Origin of the sequence: Cryobacterium sp. TMT1-62 (assembly GCF_004403145.1) — a bacterium.
Taxonomy (GTDB): Bacteria; Actinomycetota; Actinomycetes; order Actinomycetales; family Microbacteriaceae; genus Cryobacterium; species Cryobacterium sandaracinum.
In genome coordinates this window covers 91,795-111,543 of the sequence record NZ_SOGZ01000022.1, presented here as the reverse complement: position 1 = coordinate 111,543, position 19,749 = coordinate 91,795, and the positions used below count along the sequence as shown (strand labels likewise).

16 protein-coding genes and 2 pseudogenes are annotated in these 19,749 nt (G+C 65.0%); 6 read left to right on the top strand and 12 right to left on the bottom strand.

Annotation, left to right across the window (positions count from 1 at the left end; all coding sequences use genetic code 11):
* Nucleotides 1-199 precede the first annotated feature (199 nt).
* A complete protein-coding gene (locus E3T34_RS05450) occupies nt 200-1,048 on the bottom strand; it encodes a Cof-type HAD-IIB family hydrolase (protein WP_255409035.1) in 849 nt (282 codons plus the stop codon).
* A gap of 211 nt (nt 1,049-1,259) precedes the next feature.
* Here E3T34_RS05450 and E3T34_RS05445 point away from each other — a divergent pair, with 211 nt between their 5' ends.
* A complete protein-coding gene (locus E3T34_RS05445; protein ID WP_198412263.1) occupies nt 1,260-4,283 on the top strand; it encodes an aminotransferase in 3,024 nt (1,007 codons plus the stop codon).
* Between the two features lie 273 nt (nt 4,284-4,556).
* On the top strand, nt 4,557-5,930 hold the full coding sequence (locus tag E3T34_RS05440; protein WP_134342405.1) for an NAD-dependent succinate-semialdehyde dehydrogenase: 1,374 nt from the start codon (nt 4,557-4,559) through the stop codon (nt 5,928-5,930).
* Nucleotides 5,931-6,119: 189 nt separating this feature from the next.
* Here the strand turns inward: E3T34_RS05440 and E3T34_RS05435 are convergent, their stop codons facing one another.
* From E3T34_RS05435 to E3T34_RS16410, 3 genes and pseudogenes are all read right to left on the bottom strand, one after another.
* Complete coding sequence (locus E3T34_RS05435; RefSeq protein WP_134342404.1) at nt 6,120-6,905, bottom strand: sulfite exporter TauE/SafE family protein; 786 nt, start codon at nt 6,903-6,905, stop codon at nt 6,120-6,122.
* A gap of 194 nt (nt 6,906-7,099) precedes the next feature.
* Complete coding sequence (locus tag E3T34_RS16415) at nt 7,100-7,450, bottom strand: hypothetical protein (RefSeq protein WP_241977345.1); 351 nt, start codon at nt 7,448-7,450, stop codon at nt 7,100-7,102.
* A gap of 67 nt (nt 7,451-7,517) precedes the next feature.
* Nucleotides 7,518-8,467: pseudogene (locus tag E3T34_RS16410) on the bottom strand (IS1380 family transposase); the annotation flags it as partial.
* Nucleotides 8,468-8,725: 258 nt separating this feature from the next.
* Here E3T34_RS16410 and E3T34_RS05410 point away from each other — a divergent pair.
* Nucleotides 8,726-10,093 carry an NAD-dependent succinate-semialdehyde dehydrogenase gene (locus E3T34_RS05410; protein WP_134342400.1) on the top strand — a complete coding sequence of 456 codons (1,368 nt, stop codon included), beginning with the start codon at nt 8,726-8,728 and terminating at the stop codon, nt 10,091-10,093.
* Between the two features lie 28 nt (nt 10,094-10,121).
* Here the strand turns inward: E3T34_RS05410 and E3T34_RS15765 are convergent, their stop codons facing one another.
* The 6 genes and pseudogenes from E3T34_RS15765 to E3T34_RS16910 all read right to left on the bottom strand — a co-directional run.
* Nucleotides 10,122-10,286, bottom strand: coding sequence for an SsrA-binding protein (locus tag E3T34_RS15765; protein WP_166785837.1), 165 nt, complete (start codon nt 10,284-10,286; stop codon nt 10,122-10,124).
* Nucleotides 10,283-10,534: a hypothetical protein gene (locus E3T34_RS05405; protein WP_134342399.1), complete on the bottom strand. Its 252-nt coding sequence runs from the start codon at nt 10,532-10,534 to the stop codon at nt 10,283-10,285. The genes E3T34_RS15765 and E3T34_RS05405 overlap by 4 nt, the downstream gene beginning before the upstream one ends.
* Before the next feature lie 95 nt (nt 10,535-10,629).
* Nucleotides 10,630-11,526, bottom strand: coding sequence for a carbohydrate ABC transporter permease (locus E3T34_RS05400; protein ID WP_241972976.1), 897 nt, complete (start codon nt 11,524-11,526; stop codon nt 10,630-10,632).
* A 10-nt stretch (nt 11,527-11,536) separates the two neighbouring features.
* Nucleotides 11,537-12,496, bottom strand: coding sequence for a carbohydrate ABC transporter permease (locus tag E3T34_RS05395; RefSeq protein WP_233191439.1), 960 nt, complete (start codon nt 12,494-12,496; stop codon nt 11,537-11,539).
* Nucleotides 12,493-13,677: a sugar ABC transporter substrate-binding protein gene (locus tag E3T34_RS05390; RefSeq protein ID WP_241976834.1), complete on the bottom strand. Its 1,185-nt coding sequence runs from the start codon at nt 13,675-13,677 to the stop codon at nt 12,493-12,495. Before E3T34_RS05390 ends, E3T34_RS05395 begins: the two co-directional genes overlap by 4 nt.
* A gap of 929 nt (nt 13,678-14,606) precedes the next feature.
* Nucleotides 14,607-14,755: pseudogene (locus tag E3T34_RS16910) on the bottom strand (IS1380 family transposase); the annotation flags it as partial.
* Between the two features lie 105 nt (nt 14,756-14,860).
* On the opposite strand from E3T34_RS16910, the gene E3T34_RS05380 reads away from it, so the two are divergent.
* Nucleotides 14,861-15,886, top strand: coding sequence for an aldo/keto reductase (locus E3T34_RS05380; RefSeq protein WP_104101524.1), 1,026 nt, complete (start codon nt 14,861-14,863; stop codon nt 15,884-15,886).
* A gap of 201 nt (nt 15,887-16,087) precedes the next feature.
* Complete coding sequence (locus E3T34_RS05375; RefSeq protein WP_134342397.1) at nt 16,088-16,585, top strand: SRPBCC domain-containing protein; 498 nt, start codon at nt 16,088-16,090, stop codon at nt 16,583-16,585.
* A gap of 38 nt (nt 16,586-16,623) precedes the next feature.
* Here the strand turns inward: E3T34_RS05375 and E3T34_RS05370 are convergent, their stop codons facing one another.
* Nucleotides 16,624-17,136: a hypothetical protein gene (locus E3T34_RS05370; protein WP_134342396.1), complete on the bottom strand. Its 513-nt coding sequence runs from the start codon at nt 17,134-17,136 to the stop codon at nt 16,624-16,626.
* A gap of 544 nt (nt 17,137-17,680) precedes the next feature.
* Between E3T34_RS05370 and E3T34_RS15760 the strand changes: the two genes are divergently transcribed.
* Complete coding sequence (locus tag E3T34_RS15760; protein ID WP_158250278.1) at nt 17,681-17,842, top strand: hypothetical protein; 162 nt, start codon at nt 17,681-17,683, stop codon at nt 17,840-17,842.
* 227 nt (nt 17,843-18,069) lie between these two features.
* Here the strand turns inward: E3T34_RS15760 and E3T34_RS05365 are convergent, their stop codons facing one another.
* On the bottom strand, nt 18,070-19,683 hold the full coding sequence (locus E3T34_RS05365) for an isocitrate lyase (RefSeq protein WP_134342395.1): 1,614 nt from the start codon (nt 19,681-19,683) through the stop codon (nt 18,070-18,072).
* Nucleotides 19,684-19,749 lie beyond the last annotated feature (66 nt).

Genomic DNA, 19,749 nt, shown 5'->3' with positions numbered 1-19,749 from the left:
AGTTTCTGTTCCTAGACAGTCAGAAACCTAGACAGGAAGCGGCGTGCGGCCGTTAAGGCGCTCCGCAACACCCACAGATGAAGCAGGAGAGCCGAGATTCTCGTCGAAAACAGCCATTCCGTCGTGTTCGGGCCCGCTATGGGCAAAATCTCCGTCGAATTCGTTCGGGACGGAGGCGCGGCAGGGAGCTACCGGGCGATCAGGCGGTCACGTGCGCACTTTGCAGGTGCGGTAGGGCGGCGAGGATGCTGCTGACCACGCCGGCCTCCGAGCTCGACGGCGCGATGTTCGCGGCGCGCGCCAGGATGCTCGGGTGGCCGTTGGCCATGGCATAGGAGTGCCCGGCGGCATCGAGCATCTCGGCGTCGTTGAGGTAGTCGCCGAACGCCATCGTCTGGGCCCGGCTGATGCCGAGCTGCTGCTGGAGCCGTTCCAACGCTCGACCCTTGTTCGCTCCCTGGCGCATCACATCGACCCAGTTCTCGCCCGAGACCACGACCTCCGCGGGCAGCCCCAGGCCGCGCAAGGCCGGTCCGCTTCGCTGTTCGGCGCGGGCAGGGTCGTAGATCGCCAGTTTCAAGATGACATCGTCGAGGGCGGCCGCATGCACATCCGCTACGACCTCGACCGCTGCGTAGTACCGGCGAACCTGGTCGACGAAGCGCTCGTCGCTGCGCTCGATGTAGGCGCTCCGGGCGCCGCAGACGACGAGCCCCAGGTCGGCACCCGTGGCGGCGGTGCCGCGCACCCAGTCCACGATGGGGGCGATGATCTCGGACATGACGGGTTCGACGTCGATGCTGATGCCGTCCTGCACCACGTTGGTTCCGTTTTCCGCGATGTAGATGAGTCCGTCGTGCTCGCCGAAGATGCCGTGCAGTGTCTGATACTGGCGTCCGCTGGCCGGCACGAACAGGATCCCGGCCCGATGGAGGTCGTCGAGGAGCGGCCAGAACGCGTCGGGCACGTTGCCGTCGTCGTCGAGAAGAGTGCCATCCATGTCTGAAACGATGAGTCGGATGTCGGAGGGCTCTGCTAAGTGGTTCACTGCGGCGGCTTTCGGTCGTTGTTCGTTCCCGGAATCCACGAGTGTTCGCTCGCGTCCCTTGGTCTGTGACGACGACGTTGTCTCTCTCGATGATGTCATCTCTGCCCGCCGGGCTCCGAGTTGCGCGCGAACTGAGCGTTGGGCGCACAGAACGAGCGGCCCTGGTGCCAAACTGGCAGGATTCATTGCACTATCTGCGAGGAGCGTCGACGTGCCTGGTTTTGATTTCTTCAGCGGCCAAGGGCTCGTGCGCCCGGATATCACCGCGGCCGACGCCGAATCGATGGCGTCCTCGCTCTTCGGGATCACCGGCACGGCCCGCGAGCTCGGCAGCCAGCAGGACCGCAACTTTTTGATCACCGCCACCGGTGCCGCCACCAGTGCCGCCACCGGTGACTCCGCGGGTGACTCCGCCGGTGACTCTGCGGGGGGAGCGACGCAGCGCTACGTGCTCAAGGTCGACAACCCGGCCTTCTCAGCCGCCGAGCTGGCCGCGCAGGACGCGGTGATGGTGTTCCTAACCGAGCGCGGCATGCGCGTGCCGCAGCCCGTGCGGGGGCTGAACGGCCTCAGTCGCCAGCACTGGCACGCAACGGATGCCGCCCTCCTCCCGGTGCGGCTACTCACCTTCCTCGAGGGCCCGTCGCTCGAGGCGCGGGGCTATCTGGCCCCGCCGGTGGTCCGGGCGCTCGGCCGGCTCTCGGGCACCACGTCGCTGCACCTGCGTGACTTCGCGGCGGACGGCCTCGACCGCACGCTGCAGTGGGACCTGCGCAACGCGAAGACCGTGATCGACCTGCTGATGCGCTGGGTGCCGGCGGAAGAGACCAGGGATCAGCTCCGTGCCATCGCCGACAGCGCCGCCGCACGTCTGGCGGCTGTGGCCTCCGTGCTGCGGCTGCAGACCATCCACGGGGACATCACCGACGACAACGTAATCTGCCGGGTGCTGCCGAACGGCCACCACGTGCCCGAGGGAGTCATCGACTTCGGCGATCTGGCCACCGGGTGGCTGGTCGCGGAGCTGGCGGTCACGGCGGCATCCGTTCTGCACCACATGCCGGACAATCCGCTGGCGGCCCTCGAGGCGATCGTCGCCTTCGACGAGGTCGTTCCCCTGACCGAGGCCGAGATCACCGCGCTCTGGCCGCTGATCGTGCTCCGCGGGGCGGTGCTGGTGGCCAGCGGCGAGCAGCAGGTGCAGATCGACGCGGACAACGACTACGCGAGGCACCGGATGGACGCCGAATGGCAGGTCTTCGCCGCAGCCAGCGCGATCGGCTGGGAGGAAGCGGACGCGGCCATCCGGCAGGCGCTCGGTCGGCGGCCGCACACTGGTGCCGAACACACGACCGTGCCCGAACACACGACCGTGCCCGAACAGACGACCGTGCCGATGATCCCCGCGCTCGCCGACGGCGACTACGAAATGCTCGATTTCACCGTGACCAGCCCGGCCCTGGCCGACGGCCTCTGGCAGACAACGGATGCCGAGTGGCGGCTCGCGCAGGCCGCCCTCGCCCGACGCAGCGCCGCCGTCGCCCCCTACGGCCAGTTCCGGCTCACCCGAACCCCGCCGCACTCGCGCCGGGAACCCGACACGTTCGCGCTGTTCACCGAGGTCTTCCTGCCTGCCGGTTCGGTGATCGTCGCGCCCGCGGCTGCCTCGGTCACCGAGATCGGAGGCGACACTCTGGTTCTGACGCTGGCCGGTTTCGGGCTGCGCATCGGCGGCATCGTGTCGAACCTCGTGCCGGGGGCCGCGATCGCCGCAGGGGAGCCCGTGGGCGTCGCGAGCCCGGTTGCTCGGGTGACCGTGCAGGAGCTCGCTCGCCCGGGTCTGCCGGTCCCGCACTTCACCCAGCCCTCCCGGGCCGCCGCGTGGGCAACCCTCGCACCGGACCCGGCGCGGCTGCTTGGGCTGGCGCCGCAGGCATCCGTCGTCGACCCGGCGATCGAACTGGCCCGTCGCGGTGCCATGATGGCCGCGGCGCAGGAGAAGTACTACGAACGGCCGCCGCAGATCGAACGCGGCTGGCAGGAACTGCTGATCGACACTCACGGGCGCTCCTACGTTGACATGGTCAACAACGTCGCCGTGATCGGGCACAGCCACCCCCGGTTCACCCGTGCCGTGAGCGATCAGCTGGCGTTGCTCAACACGAACTCCCGGTTCCTCTACTCGGCGTTGGCCGACCTCTGCGAACACATCGTGGCGACATCACCGGATCCCATCCTCGACACCGTGCTTCTGGTCAACAGCGGCAGCGAGGCCGTGGACCTGGCCCTGCGCCTGGCCCGGATCCACACCGGTCGCAGCAACGTCGTCGCCTTACGAGAGGGCTACCACGGCTGGACGTCGGCCTCCGACGCGGTGTCGACCTCGGCCTACGACAACCCTTTCTCCTTGGCCTCCCGGCCCGACTGGGTGCACATCGCGGATGTTCCGAACTCCTATCGCGGGACGCATCGCGGTGCCGGGGCGGCAGGGGAGTACGCGGCCGACCTGGCCCGGCTGTTGGCCGATCCGGACGGCCCGGGGGCTGACCTGGCCGCGTTCATCTGCGAGCCCGTGCTGGGCAATGCCGGCGGCGTCGTGCCCCCGGCGGGATACCTCGCCCGTGTCTACGAGCAGGTCCGTGCACGCGGCGGGCTGTGCATCGCCGACGAGGTGCAGGTCGGCTACGGCCGGCTGGGCAGCCACTTCTGGGGCGTGCAGCAGCAGGGCGTCGTGCCCGACATCCTCACGGTGGCCAAGGCGATGGGCAACGGATACCCGCTCGGCGCGGTGCTCACCCGCCGGGACATCGCCGAATCCCTGGCCAGGGAGGGCAACTTCTTCTCCTCGGCCGGCGGCAGTCCGGTCAGCTGCGTCGCGGGGCTGGCCGTGCTCGACGTCATCCGGGACGAATCCCTCCAGCAGAATGCGGATGCCGTCGGCCGGCACCTGGCAGGCCGGCTTGCAGAACTCGCGGAACGGCATCCGTTGATCGGGATGGTGCACGGCCTGGGCCTGTACATGGGGGTGGAACTCGTGCGCGACCGGGACACCCTGGAGCCGGCGGTCAGCGAGACCGCCGCCATCTGCGAACGGATGCTGGAGCTCGGCGTGATCGTGCAGCCCACCTCGGAGAGGCAGAACGTGCTGAAGATCAAGCCGCCCCTGTGCTTGAGTCGGGAGAGCGCGGACTTCTTCGTCGACCGACTCGACGAGGTGCTGCAGGGCGGCTGGTAGCGTGCACGACGTGCTTGACCACCCCCGCGCCGAGCACCCCCGCGCCGAGCTCGCGGCGCTTTGCGCTCGCGGCCTCGACTGAAACGCCGACGGGTTGTGCCGCCTGACAGTTGAACGCAATCCGGTGACAGACCCGGAAGGCCGAAAAAGTTCACCAAAATGGCTGGCCAAAACCCCTGACAGCGGCAGACTGTAACGACACGGGCGCGACCGGCTCCGGCAGCAGCGGTCCCGTCTTGATCGGCGTCAACGAAGCAAGCTTGGGGAGAAAATATGAACAAGTACACAGTCACGAACCCCGCCACCGGGGACAGCGGACCGAGTTTTACTCTGGCAACCGATGCTGAGGTGACCGAGGCCATCGGAGCCGCAGACCGTGCGCACAGTGAGTTCTCTCGCCGCACGTCGGTCGCCGAGCGCGCGGCCCTGATGCAGCGTGTCGCGCACCTGCACACCGAGCGGCGTGAGCATCTGGCCGAGCTCATCGTGCGCGAGATGGGCAAGCCCGTCGCGCAGGCCCTCGGCGAGGTCGACTTCGCGGCCGATATCTACTCGTACTACGCGACCCACGGCGAGGCCTTCCTCGCCGACGAACCGATCGAGCTGCTCGGTGGTGAAGGCTCGGCGTTCATTCGGAGCGCCTCCCTCGGAGTGCTCGTCGGGATCATGCCGTGGAACTTCCCCTACTACCAGGTCGCCCGCTTCGCCGGTCCGAACCTGGTTCTCGGCAACACAATCCTGCTCAAGCACGCCTCGCAGTGCCCCGAGTCCGCTGCCGCGATCGAGGCGATCTTCACGGATGCCGGTTTCCCCGACGGCGCATACCGCAACGTCTACGCCTCCAGTGCTCAGATCTCCGACATCATCATTCCGGACCCCCGTGTCTGCGGTGTGTCGCTGACCGGTTCTGAAGGCGCGGGTGCGGCGGTCGCGGAGGTCGCCGGCCGCAACCTCAAGAAGGTCGTGCTCGAACTGGGCGGATCCGACCCGTTCATCCTGCTCAGCACGGACAATATGGACGAAGCGGTCGACGCCGCCGTCGACGCTCGCCTCGACAACTCCGGCCAGTCCTGCAACGCGGCCAAGCGCTTCATCGTGATCGACGGCCTGTACGACGCCTTCCTGGCGAGCTTCACAGCGAAGATCACCGGCAACGTTCCCGGAGACCCCACGTCGCCGGACACCACGCTCGGCCCGCTGTCCTCCCTCGGTGCCGCCGAGGGCCTCGAGGAACAGCTCCAGCGCGCCGAAGCCCAGGGCGCAACCGTCACCGCGCGGGGAAACCGCATGGGTGCCTTCTTCTCGCCGACGGTCCTGACCGACGTGTCCACTCAGAGTGACGCTTACCGGGAAGAGTTCTTCGGCCCGGTCGCCGCCGTCTATCGCGTGGCGAACGAGGCCGAGGCCGTGCAGGTGGCCAACGACGTCCCGTACGGCCTGGGTTCGTATCTCTTCACCACCGACCCGGAACAGGCCCTGCGGGTGGCGGACCAGATCGACGCCGGGATGGTCTTCATCAACGGCTCGCTCCTCGACGGAGCAGAGCTGCCCTTCGGTGGAGTGAAGAGATCTGGCTTCGGCCGTGAACTGGGACGCTTCGGCATCGCGGAGTTTGCCAACAAGAAGCTCATTCGCATCCTCAGGTGACACGCGGTGGCGCGCCGCCCGTCTCAGACGGTGGCGCGCCACCCACCCGCGCCAGACTGCGGCATCCGGTCTCCCTGACGAATTCGACGGAGATTTGGGCCGAAACGGCTCCAAATCTGCCCAAAACTGCGCGCTGCCTCAAAATCTCCGTCGAATTGGTTCGGCGCCGGGCCCGGGCGGCTCCGCCCCCTAGCTCAGGAAGAGCACCACTGCGGCGGTCACCGCGACCACGACCAGGATGGTGCGCAGTACCGGCGCGGAGAGCGTGCGGCCGATACGGGCACCCAGCCAGCCGCCCGCCGCGGAGCCGATGCCGATGAGGAGAGCGATTCTCCAGTCCACGGTCCCGCTGGAGATGAAGATGATCGCCGAAACGATGTTCGCGACTCCGGCGAGCACGTTCTTGGTCCCGTTGGCCCGGTGTATGTCGGTGGACCAGAGTATGCCCAGCAGTGCGAGCAGCACGACCCCCTGGGCGGCACCGAAATACCCGCCGTACACGCCCGTCGCGAGCACCCCGAGAATGAGCCCGAGGGTGAGGGGACGCGTATCCGTTTTGGTCAGCAGTGTGCCGGCGGGTGCCGCCGGCGCCTTACGTCGCACGAAGCCGGCCACCCGAGGCTGGATCGCCGAGAGCACCGCGGCCAGCAGCAGCAGGAAGGGCACGACGCCGGCGAACGCCTGTGCGGGCAGGGCGAGCAGGAGCAGACCGCCGACGATGCCGCCCACGGCGGAGAAGATCGCCATCACAGCTACGGGGCGCCACTGCGACCGCAACTCGCGTCGGTAGCCGTGGGCGCCGGCAATGGACGCAGGGATCAGACCCACGGTATTGGACACGTTCGCCGTGATCGGCGGCACGCCCAACGCCAGGAGAACGGGGAAGGTGATGAGTGTTCCGGCGCCGGCGACCACGTTGATGACTCCCGCGGCCAGCCCGGCGATCAGGATGATCGCACCTTCAAGCAATGTCACATCTACCCCCACCCGCCGTTGGACCGTGCAGGTCAAGGCTAGTTCAGGAAAGCTGGTTCAGGCGATGGCCGGCACCGGGGCAGTGGATGCTGCGGTTGTGGCTTGCATCACCGGCTCCCCATCGCGACGGGCATCGCGACGTGACTATGAACGGGGTCGGAATCTGTCGAACCGTCAGCTTCGGCCCCCGGTAGTCACCGCGCTTCTGGCGCTGGGGGAGCCTGACGTCGAGCCCAGGGAACGGCACGTACGGCACCAGGCTGAGGAGGTGGCTGATGATGTCGAGGCGAACCCTCTTCTTGTCGTCGGTATGCGCGACATACCAAAGCGCCCAGCGGCGTCATCCGCAGGAAGTGCTCGGTCTGATCCGGAGTGCAGAAACCAATCACCCGCTCCACGCCCGCATGGTTGTTCCAGCTGCGGTCGAAGAGGACCAGCTCGCCGGCTGCGGGGAAATGCTCCAGGTAACGCTGGATGTACAGCTGGGACTTCTCGCGTTCAGTGGGAACGGCAAGTGCCGCGACTCGGAAGACCCGGGGGCTCACCTGCGCGGTGGTGCGTTGGTAGTGCCGCCCTTGCCGGCCGTGTCACGCCCCGCGAACACGAGGCAGCCAGGCGTCCGGTGATGTTCTCAGCCTTCTTGCGGGACGTGAACGCGGTGAACGGGACCTCGGCGACTTCGGTGCTACGTGATCCACGTTTTCGTGCTGTTGTCATAGATCGCGTTGGTGTACGCAATCGCTGTCCAGGCGTTGTCGGGGATCGTTCCGATCGCTCGTTTGATGGCGGGGTTCACGCGGGCGGTGACGGAGACGTCGGCACCGGCTGTGAGGGCCGCACTGATTGAGGCGTGACCGTAGCAGGCAGAGTCGGCGCGGAGGAGCGCGCGCGTTTTTTCGGCTCCGTGGAGCCGTTTGGTAGTGGCGAGGGCATCACGGATCAAACGGGCGGCGCCGCGCTGTGACTAGCACGCACCGCGGCGGAGCCGTTGACCGATGATGATCGGCGCTGATGATGATCGGCACTGACACGTCAGTTTTCAGCGCGTCGAGCAACACGTTGAGGCCGCGCACGCCGGAGTACCTGTAGCCGGAGCCTTCCTTCTGGTACCCGTGGACTTCGATGATGGTGTCGTCAATGTCGAGGAAGATGTAGCCGTCGGTGTCGTGCACGAGCAGTGGGGTTTCGGGCGCGAGGCCCCGCATGAAGCGTGAGGCGACGGCGTCGAGCTGCCGGACGTGACCGAACGCGAACTCGCGCAGGAACGACCCCGACGTCGACGGCGCGTATCAGTTGGTGAAGACCTTCCGCATGCCGCCGTGATGAAGAATCGCGAGGTCGTCGATCGAGTCTGCGCCGGCGACCATCCCTCCGACCAGTGAGGTGACTTTCAAGCCGGCGTTGGCACCCTTGTCGGCGGGGACGGTCAGCCACTGATCGGCCAGGGTCGCCAGCCCCGCTCTGGCGGCCAATTTCATGATCGGGACCAACTCAGCGCACGACACAAGATTCGGGTCGGTAAATGATGCAGAAACGGTGCGGTCGGTGTGGGTAGCTTGCATCTACAAGATGCTCATCTGTTTGGTAAATTCAAACTCTAGACAAGTTCTATCTACCTGATCAGCTGGGTATTCTTGGTATATCGCGCCGTCAAAATCCCACGTCGACCCGTGGATTCAGGCTAAGAAGACCACACCGAGACGAAACGAGCCGCCGCAACTTCCGCTGGCCTCATTCGCCTTGACAAATCCCGCGAACATGGTTGGCTCGTATCAGTGCCAATTTCCGGAACATAGTCCGACCGTGAAAGGAGGTGGCTCGTGAGCCACCATGCCGTTGTCAACCCCGCCACAGGCGAAACCATCAAAACTTACGCCCAGCTTTCTGCTGATGAAATCGAGCAGGTTATCGCATCGGCGGATGAGGCCCACCGCGGCTGGTCACGCAGCTCTTCAACCAACGAGCGGGCCACACTCCTGCGCAGGGTCGGCGATTTGCATGAGGAGCGCCGTGACAAGCTGGCGGCCATGATCGTGCGCGAGATGGGCAAGCCCGTCGATCAAGCGCTCGGCGAGGTCGACTACGCCGCCGACATCTACCGGTACTACGCCGACAACGCGCAGGAATTTCTGAAGGACGAACCAATCACCCTGCTGAGCGGCGAGGGTTCCGCGTTCATGCGTTCCAAATCGCTCGGTGTGCTGATCGGTGTCATGCCGTGGAATTTCCCGTACTACCAGGTTGCGCGCTTCGCCGCACCGAACCTCATGACAGGCAACACGATCATCCTCAAGCATGCGTCGCAGTGCCCGGAGTCGTCCGCGGCGATTGAGCAAATCTTTCACGACGCAGGCTTTCCGGCTGGTGCCTATACCAATGTGTACGCGGACAGCGAGCAGGTCGCCACGATCATCGCCGACCCGCGGGTGCAGGGCGTCTCCCTCACCGGTTCGGAGGGCGCCGGCGCGGCCGTTGCCGAGGTGGCCGGTCGTCACCTCAAGAAGGTCGTGCTGGAGCTGGGCGGATCAGACCCGTTCATTCTGCTGAGCACCGACGACATGGCCGCCGCAGTGGATGCCGCCGTTGCCGGTCGCCTCCGCAATGGCGGGCAGGCCTGCGACGCCGCCAAGCGATTTATCGTGATCGATGAACTTTACGATGAGTTCATGGAGAAGTTCACCGCCGCCATCCTGGCTTGCTCTCCCAGCGACCCGACCGTCCCCGGGGCAGACTACGGACCCCTCTCGTCCCTCGACGCGGCCGAACATCTCGCGGAGCAGGTCGAGCGTGCAGTCGCACAGGGAGCGACCTTGGCGGGCACTGGCAAACGGTCTGGTAACTTCTACCCGTCTGGCGTGCTCACCGATGTCACGCGAGACAACGACACATACCACGAGGAGTTCTTCGGCCCCGTAGCGTTCGTCTACCGGGCAGGCTCAGAAGATGAAGCCATCGCCCTCGCGAACGACACTCCGTTCGGGCTCGGCTCCTACCTGTTCACGACCGATCCCGAGCAGGCACTGCGGGTTGCCGACCGCATCGAGGCCGGCATGGTCTACGTCAACCTCGTCAACGCCGGCAGCGCGGAGCTACCGTTCGGCGGAGTGAAAAGAAGCGGCTTCGGTCGCGAACTCGGACGCTACGGTGCCAGCGAATTCGTGAACAAGAAACTCATTCGTATCGGCTAGACCCATCGCAGACCCAGGCGAACGCCGTTCAGTCGCCGAGTCTGCGGCACGCGAAAACTGCTCGTGCCGCCTCGTGGTCGTCCTGGCGTTCACGCAGCGCCCAGCGACCGCCGAACCCGCGTTTTCCGTGGGCGACCGCGAGTTCGACTTTCGCTCGACCACCGTTGACGAACAGCGAGAGCAACACGATCATGCGTCCACCTCCGTCGCCTTGTTGTGGATCTTCACAGGTTGCCACCGGTTCTCCGGGTTGAACAGACCAGCGCCCACCAGTTCGAGCGCGGAACGGTGATCAGCCAGGTTGGTGCTGGCCCGCGGATGCCGCGGCCACGCTTGCTTACCCAGCGTGCTCGACTCAAAAACAATGGTCGGCTCGACACGTGCGGATGCCGCAGCCGGACCCGAAGCGCTGACGTCATCGTGGTCGGCCACGAACAGCATTCATCGATGCGCGCAACGTCGGGCGGATCGCCGCCTCGACCCGGTCCCAGCCCGGCCACATCGGGTCGGATACTTGACGAATTCACAAGCCACACCTATTTGATGCCGCTGCGCGCGAATCCCTGCACGAAGAAGCGCTGGAACACCAGAAACAGCACCACCATGGGCACCACGTTGATAAGGGCGAACGCCATCGTTGCACCGAAATCCGACCCGAATTGGCCCTGCAAGTAGAGCAGGCCGATCGGCAGGGTGAAGAGTTCGTTCTGCTTGAGGGCGATAAGTGGCCAGGCGAAATCATTCCAGGACTGCAGCAGCGTCATGAAGAACAGCACAGCGATCAGCGGCTTTGAGAGCGGCAAAACTATACTCGTGAACACTCTAAAGTGGCTAGCCCCGTCGATGAGCGCCGCCTCGATCAGGTCGCGCGGGATGGAGAGAATGAATTGGCGTGCGAGGAACAACCCGAAAGCGCTCGCGGCCGTGGGCAGGATGACCGCCCAGTAGCTGCCGTAAAGCCCGAGGTTCGTTACGAGCCGAAACAGCGGCACCATAATCACCTGCACGGGGATCATCAACGTTGTCAGGGCGATGAGAAAAACGACGTTCGAACCGCGGAACTTGAGCTGCGACAGGGCATACCCGCCTAACAGGTTGACGAGCACCGTGAGAACTGCCACCGTGATCGAGATCGCCATGGAATTGCTAAACCATGTGGCAATCGGGAACCCTGCGAGGACGCGCTCAAAGTTTCCGACTGTCAGGGTACGCGGCCAGAGACGCAGTGTGCCACCCAGCAGCTCGGACCGCGATGAGAACGCGACTACAAGCATCCAGTACAGCGGGAACAGCACAACGATGCTGATGAGGATCGCCGCAACGATGCGGGCGACGAGCCCCCGTCGCGAGCCTCTGCGCGAGCGCGGCGCCCCTAATCTTGTCGTCTTCTGCCTGCGGGTCGCCGGCGCTGGCGAGAGGGTGGATGTTGTCACGATTGTGTCCTTATTCGACCAGGTCCCGGCTGCGGCTGGTTCGCCACCGTACCGCAGTGAAGATAAAGGTTACGAGAAGAAGCACGACACCGATAGCGGCGGCGTAACCCTGGTCGCGAGTCACGAAACCCGTGTCATAGGCGTAGGTGACAAGCACGGATGTGGCATTCTGTGGGCCGCCGCCGGTCATCACGAACACGATGTCGAAGACTTGGAAGGAATAGATGACGTTCAGAATGAGCAGAAAGAATGACGACGGGCCAAGCAGGGGCACTGTCACATTCCGGAATCGGACCCAGAAACCCGCCCCATCCAGTTCGGCCGCTTCATAGAGTTCGGGGCCGATGCTCTGAAGGCCCGCCAGGTAGATGAGCATGTTGAATCCGACCCTCCACCACAACGTCACGAGAACAACAGACACGAACGCGGCGAATCCACCGGACTGCCAGTTAACGCTCGGAAGTCCGATAAATCGGATCAAATTGTCGAGGATGCCGTTGTTCTCGTTGAAAACGAGTACACCGATCAGTGCGGTGGCGACGCCCGAGATAGCCATCGGGATGATGAGAATGGAACGGAACACGCCTCGGGCGGGAAGGATCGAGTTGAATAGCACGGCTGCGCCGAGGCCAAGGACCATCGACAGAGGCGTCACGATGATTGTGAACAGCAGGGTGTTCGCCGTGGATCTCCAAAAGAGCGGATCGCCAAGAAGGCGCTCATAATTGGCGACACCGACGTATTCACCGACCCCGAACCCGTTGGTCTCCTGAAAGCTGATCACCACGGTCCACACGAGCGGGACGAGCACGAATAGGCAAAGCAGCAGCATGTTCGGGGTCAGAAACAGCCACCCCGCGAGTGCCTCGCGCACGGTTTTACCATTACGACGCCCCGGGCGCCTTGGAAGCGTAAGCGACGGCGCGACGGTGCCCGCGACCCGGTCCTGCTCGACGGCGACTTTTGTCACGAATTGCCCGTGGTTTGGGCGATCCCTTCTGCGATTGATTTCAGAGTGTCTGCGGTACTTGTCGAACCGGCGAAGGCCGATTCCAGGTTGTCCTGGAGTACGGTGATGATTCTCGACATGTCGGGGGACGCCACCTGGCTTGAGTCCTTGGCGCGCACCGTTGAAGCCTGGCTGAGGAAGATGGGGGCGAGCTCGGGACGTACATCGAAAGCGATGCCCGATTCGCTGAGATCCTTCCGGGTCGGCAGGAGTGAGGCGGTCTCGCAGAAGTCGCGCATTTGCGTGCCGCCCGTGACGAAGTCAAGGAAGGCTGCGGCGAGCTCCGGGTTGGCGGTGCCCGCAGTGGCGACGAGCGCATTCCCCCCGAAGTCGCCCCCACCGCGCTTGCCACGTGGCGCGAAGGTCGCGCCCCACTCGAAGTCGAGTGTGTTCGTGGCATCCGGGATAGCGAACGCACCGGACCAAACCATCGCCGAAGTCTGCGAATACCAGGTGTCGCTCGCGAACGTGGCCGACTTGATGGTGTTGTTCGGCGGGACGAAGTTCTTCGTGAAAAAGCTTGACGAGAATTCCAGGGCAGCCAACCCTGCGGCCGAGTCGATCGCAGGGTCGGTGAGGTTCGTGTCCAGGAACCGGCCGTCCGCCTGGAAGAGCAGGCTAAGCCAGCGGGTGACGCCATTACCCTGCCAGTTGTAGGCCATGGGGTAGGCCTCTGCGGGTTGGGCGGCACGCAGGGTCGCGGCGACCTCGGACAGCTCGTCCCACGTCCAGGCGCTGTCGAGAGAGGTGGGAACCGACGTGATCCCGGCCAGTTCCAGAATGGCTTTGTTGTACAGGATCACTGAGGTGTCGGTGTGGTGAGGCACCCCGAACGGCTTATCGTTACCCTGCACGGCCGCCCAGGCCGCGTCGGTGAAGCGATCGGAAAATCCGGATTCCAGGTACGGGCTCAAGTCCAAAAGCTGGTCCCGACCGGCGTAACTGCCAAACGTGTAATACGGCACGCGGAAGATGTCCGGCGGATTCCCCGCCTGCAGCTGGGCATCAATGTTGGTGAACATCTGTCCGTAGGGAACCGAGTTCAGCTCGATCTTCGTTCCCGCGTTTGCCTCCTCGAACGACGCGATGGCGCGAGCGAAACTTGCGAGCTCCGCGTCTGTGCCCCACGTAGTGAATGTCAACGTTTTTGACCCCGTGGCCGTAGAGGTTGACTGCTGCGGCGCGAAACCGCATCCTGACAGGACAAGGGGTAATGACACCGCTCCGGAGCCGATCAAGAAATGACGTCTGCTAAAATCCATGCAGGGATCCTTCAGCTGGGTCTGGGAGATTCAGATTTCAGTAGTTACGTACACTGATGCCACTGGCACATTATCACGACCCTGGCTGCCGCCAACTGCCGTCTGTCACCGTCGGAATGGGCAAAAGGAATTGACTCACACCGGGCGCAAGACCCGCGCTCGGCCCATCGCTGCCGCGACGACCCTCCTTGTCAACGTCGGGCGTGATGGAGTGTCCACGCGTGCCGTCAGCCGCGCGGCCGGTGTGCAGCCACCCGCTGTATAGCGGATCGCGGCCAGGTCAAACCACTCCCGCTTCTGTGGCGGCAGCAACTACTCTCGCCGGTCCTCTCCACCGCGCAGCCAAAGCCGGGATTCTCGACGTTTCCGAGCTTCCAGGTATCCCATCGCACTCGTGAAGCGGTACTCGCATCTGTCCTGAACGACGCCGGACCGACAGTCGGGTCCGCTGCGGTCACTGCTGCTGTGCGGCTTCGAGCGTCTTTAGCCGACACAACCGTGCTCACCGCGACCGAGAGACAGCTTTTGGGAGACTGGCTCGACCGTGAGGACTCGCGCCGCACGGCCGACGAGCACGGCTGCTTAGCCGGAGTCCACCGGCTGGCTTGTGAGGGAATTCTGATATCGGTTTTGTGGGGGGCTTTGAGAGTTTCAGGCGCGGATGCGGTCCGGGTCTCGCGGCCCGGGGTGTTCCGCTGGTGTTCCTGTTGATGCCGGTGTCCGCTGCTTGGTCAGGTGGGGTCGGGTTGTCGCGGTCGAAAGTTCTGGTCGAACAGGGCCGTCCTGGGTTTCTCCGAGGGCCAGTGCTCGGGCAGGTGCGCCAAGGAACTGCTCTAAGGTCGGCATTCACGAGCGCTATCGTGGCGTGAGTGCGGTGGGTTGTGTCGGCGGCGACGGTGTCGACGGTGCTGGTGGTGAAGAAGGCATGGAATCGATGGGTGTCGAACAGGGTCGCCCGGGGTGGCCCTCAGGTCAACGGACGGGCGGTATCGACGTAGTCGAGCGTGTGAGACTGATGGCAGGGTCTCGGGCACTCCGCCTCGAAAAAGAACAGGAATCGCACATGGAATATCGCTCACTCGGCAACAGCGGCGCGGTCGTTTCGACCTACGCCCTCGGCACCATGACTTTCGGCGCGGAGGCCGATCAGGAGATGGCACACACACTTCTGGACACATATGTAGAGGCAGGCGGCAACTTCGTCGACACCGCGGATGTCTACAGCTCCGGGGTCTCGGAGGAAATGATCGGGTCCTGGCTGGCTTCGCACCCGACCGAGCGTGAGCAGATCGTTCTCGCGACCAAGGGCAGGTTTCCGATGGGCACCGGCCCCAACGATCGGGGAACCAGCCGCCGGCATCTGAACCGGGCACTTGACGATTCGCTGCGCCGGCTGGGCACGGATCACGTCGACCTATATCAACTGCACGCCTGGGACGCGTTGACGCCGCTGGAGGAGACCCTGCGCTTTCTCGACGACGCCATCCGGAGCGGGAAAATCGGCTACTACGGCTTCTCCAACTTTCTGGGTTGGCAGCTGACGAAGGCCGTGTACGTGGCGCGGGCGCTCGGTTTCACGCCGCCGGTCACCCTGCAACCGCAGTACAGCCTCCTCGTGCGCGAAATCGAATCGGAGATCGTGCCGGCCGCACTCGACGCGGGCCTGGGGCTTCTCCCTTGGTCGCCCCTCGGCGGAGGCTGGTTGTCGGGTAAGTACCGGCGCGACACGGACCCCACCGGAGCAACGCGCCTCGGTGAGGATCCCGCGCGCGGGATGGAAGCCTGGGGTCCGCGCAACAAGCAGGAACGCACCTGGCGTATCATCGACGCCGTCGCTGAGGTTGCAGCCGAGATCGGTGCCACGAGCGCGCAGGTGTCCCTTGCCTGGCTTGAGGTGCAACCGGCGGTGACCTCGGTCATCCTCGGGGCGCGGAGTGTGAAGCAGCTCGCGGAAAACCTGTCCGCGGCCGACGTGCAACTGAGCCCAGAGCACCTGGAACTGTTAGGCGCACTCAGTTCACCGGTCGTTTCCGACTATCCCTACGGTGAGGCGGCGGTCGCGCAGCGCTTGCGCGTGGTCGGTTTTTAGGCCCGGTGCTCGAGCCGGACCGGTCGCCGCCACGACCTTGCCCATCGCACCCGACGGCATGCCGGTGCACTTCTCGAACGGCCAGGTGCCCTCCGTGCCGTCGATCTGTCCCTGTCTTCATACCCACGGGGTATTCACCACGGAAGACATGAGCGACATCCTGTTCTGAGACCAGAAAGCGAAAACCCCGAAGGAGAAATCATGACCGTCATCAGTTCGAACACCGACACCGAGGCGCTGACGCTCACCTTCGTGGCGGATTTCGACGCGAGCCCGGAGCGGGTGTGGCAGCTCTGGGAGGACCCGCGTCAGCTCGAGCGCTGGTGGGGCCCGCCGACCTGGCCGGCCACCTTCGAGCGGCACGACTTCGTGCCCGGCGGCCGGTCGAACTACTACATGACCGGCCCGGACGGCGAGAAGGGGCCCGGCTGGTGGGTGACCACGCTGATCCAGCCGCCGCGCCGGTTGGAATTCGAGGACGGCTTCGCCGACGAGAACGGTGACCCGATTCTCGAGATGGGCTCGGTGCGGGCCGTGGTGACTCTGGAGGAGGCCGACGGTCGTACCCGCATGACCACGGTGTCGACGTTTGCGAGCCTCGAGCAAATGCAACAGATTTCCGAGCTGGGTATGGAGGAGGGTATGCGCCAGGCCATGGGGCAGATTGACAGGCTTCTCGCTGAAGACGACAGCGCCTGACCGGAGCGCCGTCGCCGTCGCCGGCGGTCGCGCCCCGCTCAGTGCACGAGCGCCTTGAGTGCGATCAGTGCCAAGCCCATGCCCGCCGTTCCCGCCGCGGTGGCGAGCTTCGCGCGTGAACCGGCCTGCCGTTGCCGGGCAGCCCACCAACCCAGCACCGCGAGGGTGACCACAGCAGCCCACAGTGAAAGGTCTACGGCCGCATCTATCGACCACCCGAGGAGTGCGGCGAGGATCAGGCAGGCTACCGGCACGATGAGCGCCCATAACAGCCCGGCTGAGCGTTGCAGCGCCTCACGGACCGCCTCCCGCCAGCTCAGGTCCCGATTGCCGACGATCTCGGCGTACACATGCGCGCCCCAGAACACCAGGACGGTTCCCACGGTACGGGCGATGAGGGCCGGCAGGCCGGGGTTGTACAGGGAGAACGCGGAAATGAGACCCGCGGTCAGCACAGTGCCGTAGACGGCCTCCGCGTTCATGGCCCGCGACACCCACGGGTAGCGCCGCAACCGGGCATCCAGGTCGAACCCCGAAGGCTTCACCGTCACCGCCGTTTCCGCATTGGCAACTCGCTGCCGCCGCGGTCAGCATAGTCGGGCGAGCTGCGTATGACCCTGCATCAGCAACCACGCCGCGCCAGCATCGTTGGGCGGTCGCGGTCGCGGTCGCGGTCGCGTTCTCGGGCATGCGTCGGGCGGAGAAGTTGCCCTCCCCGGAGAAGACCGTACGGCAGGCGGACCGCGACGAGCCTGCGCCGTTCTGACTCGGGATCCGCGATTTCGCGTGCACGTGTTACACGGCGTTGCCGGCGATCCAGTCCAGAACGGCAGGAGTCGCATGGCGAGCGCGTGGCCCAACTCCGTGTCGACACGAGTGCCCCAAGGCCACGACCTCCGCCCGGTTGCTGGCTCCCGAGCACACGGCCAGCCGCCCCGAATATGCGGATGCCTTGCTGGACGACGTACTGGCCGGTCAGACCTCGGGCTCCCGGGCGACCACGCCTGAGACTTCGACGAGCTGGCGGCGACCATCGGCACCCTCATCGGGAGCGACGTCACCTTCCGCAACCTCACCCCGGCCGCGCACGCGGACATGCTGACGGGATTCGGACTCGACGCGGGCCTGGTGGGCTTTGTTGTGGGGCTCGACACCGACATCCGTGACGGCCTGCTCGGTGAGACCACCGGTGACCTCGCGTGCCTCACCGGCAAGCCGCCGACCCCGCTCGCCGCGGGTTTGGCTCGTGCGTCGTGAGGTGGTTGCTCGAGGCGAAGAACGGGGCCTCGGTGACCGACGCTCGATCGGCATCGGCATCGGCATCGGCAGGCGTCTGGCCAGCCCCGAGAGGGCGACGAGCAGGTGGAAGCCTTTGCGGGCAAGGATTGGCACAACCTCAGCCTGCCGGCCAAGGTGGAGGGCCAACGAAGAAACCCCAGTTCTGCGACTGGGGCTTCTTCATTGCGACCTCTGCAGAACTCGGGCTAGTGGCTCAGTGCCGGTTCCTCGAACTGGTTCATCGTGTTGTTGGTGCCGCCGGCCTTCAGGGCGGCCTCGCCGGCGAAGTACTCCTTGTGGTTGTCACCGATGTCGGAGCCGGACATGTTCTGGTGCTTGACCGTGGCGATCCCCTCACGGATCTCTCGACGCTGCACACCCTTGACGTAGGCGAGCATGCCCTGGTCGGCGAAGTAGCCCTTGGCCAGGTCATCGGTGGACAGCGCGGCCGTGTGGTAGGTCGGCAAAGTGATGAGGTGGTGGAAGATGCCGGCCTCGGCCGAGCCGTCGCGCTGGAAGGTGCGGATGCTCTCGTCGGCGATTTGAGCGAGCTCGGTCTCGTCGTAGGCGACGCTCATCAGCTTCGCGCGGTCGTAGGCCGACACGTCCCTGCCCTCGGCGAGCAGGTTGTCGTACGCCTGCTGACGGAAGTTGAGCGTCCAGTTGAACGACGGGCTGTTGTTGTAGACCAACTTGGCGTTCGGGATGACCTTGCGAACCTCGTTCATCATTCCGGCGATCTGGGCGACGTGCGGCTTCTCCGTCTCAATCCAGAGCAGGTCCGCGCCGTTCTGCAGCGAGGTGATGCTGTCGAGAACGCAACGGGCCTCACCGGTTCCCTGACGGAACTGGAACAGGTTGCTTGCCAGGCGCTTGGGGCGCAGCAGCTTGCCGTCGCGCTTGATGACAACATCCCCGTTACCCAACTCGGCCTCGGTGATCTCGTCGACGTCGAGGAAGGAGTTGTACTGGTCGCCCAGGTCCCCGGGCTGGTAGGTCACGGCGAGCTTCTGCGTCAGGCCGGCACCGAGCGAGTCGGTGCGCGAGACGATAATGCCGTTGTCGATGCCGAGCTCGAGGAACGCGTACCGCACGGCGTTGATCTTCGCGATGAAGTCCTCGTGGGGAACGGTGACCTTGCCGTCCTGGTGGCCGCACTGCTTCTCGTCCGAGACCTGATTCTCGATCTGGATGGCGCAGGCGCCTGCCTCGATCATCTTCTTGGCCAGAAGGTACGTCGCCTCGGGGTTACCGAAACCGGCGTCGATGTCCGCGATGATCGGCACGACGTGGGTCTCGTAGTTGTCGATCTGTTCCTGGATGTCCGCGGCCTTGGCGTCGTTGCCGGCGGTACGGGCCCCGTCCAGGGCGGTGAATAGCAGGTCCAGCTCGCGGGCGTCGGCCTGGCGGAGGAAGGTGTAGAGCTCCTCGACCAGCGCGGGAACGGCCGTCTTCTCGTGCATGGACTGGTCGGGCAGCGGGCCGAAGTCGCTTCGCAGAGCAGCGACCATCCAGCCGGACAGGTACAGGTAGCGCTTGTTCGTGGTCTTCAGGTGCTTCTTGATCGAGATCATCTTCTGCTGGCCGATGAAGCCGTGCCAGACTCCGAGGGACTGTGTGTAGACGGAGGAGTCCGCGTCGTACTCCGCCATGTCCTTGCGCATGATGTCGGCGGTGTACTGGGCGATTTCGAGGCCGGTCTTGAAGTGGTTCTGTGCACGCATGCGGGCGACCGACTCAGGGTTGATCGCGTCCCAGCTGCTTCCGGCCGCGTTCTTGAGAGCTTCGACAGCCTGGGTGTCGTCTTGATAGATGGTCATGTGCATTCCTTCGACGTTGAATTGTGCAGAGCGTTGGACGGCTTCCGGCGGCCCGTTATCGGCTGC